General features: G+C 50.6%; 2 protein-coding genes. Both read left to right on the top strand.

Annotated features, from left to right (window positions below; all coding sequences use genetic code 11):
• Positions 1-345: BlaI/MecI/CopY family transcriptional regulator (locus B3W37_RS11205; protein WP_483175823.1), on the top strand; the 345-nt coding region annotated here is incomplete at its 5' end.
• Positions 338-795: hypothetical protein (locus B3W37_RS11200; RefSeq protein ID WP_483175821.1), on the top strand; the 458-nt coding region annotated here is incomplete at its 3' end. The genes B3W37_RS11205 and B3W37_RS11200, both read left to right, overlap by 8 nt.

The following is a 795-nucleotide window of genomic DNA, read 5'->3' as shown; positions in this document are numbered from 1 at the left end:
ATTATGCGCATCGTATGGGACAGTGGTGAAAGAGTGACCACCAAGGACATCATGGAAAAGCTGCCCGGCAAAAAAGCAACCACCATCCTGACCCTGGCCGGCCGGCTGATCGACAAAGGAGTGCTGAAATCAGTTAAGCTTGGGCGTTCTCATGCCCATGAGTACTGGGAGGGAATCAGCGAAAAAGACTATCAGAAAATGCAGACCCGGAATTTTATCCGATCAATTCACAAGGGTTCCGCCAAAAGTCTGATCAGCGCCCTGTTTCAGGATGAAGATTTGACGCAAGAGGACATTGAAGAGCTCAGGGATTTTATCGAAAAGCAGGTGAAGTTCCATGATTAAAATGCTGTTTATGACTTCTCTGACCGGCAGCGTCATCAGCCTTTTGCTTATACTGCTTAAAACCAGGCTGGTGCCAAAATTAGGCGGCACTTGGTATTATCATATCTGCCTGCTTTCTCTGGTGTTGTTTGTTGTGCCCATACAGGTCAATGTAGGCGGGCTTCTGCCCCAGCCCGTAATTATCGAGGAAGGAGCGCCCGTGCAGCAGCAAGCCGGTCTGACCGTCCACACCGCTCCAACCCCAGGGGAAATTGTCCTGGCAGCCGCGGGGCAAACGGCTGGTCAGCGTCATCTGCCAGTTCCGGACGTCGGACAATGGATGTTGGGAATTTGGGCGGCGGGTTTTGTCTTGATGCTTGGCAGATACCTATGGGGCTATTTCAGGTTTAAGAACAAAGTAACCCAGAACAGTCCTATCGGCAAGGCAGAAAATTTGGATGTTGTGGTAAG

This window comes from Syntrophomonas sp. UBA5494, assembly GCF_002426325.1.
This window is presented reverse-complemented; position numbering and strand designations above follow the sequence as displayed.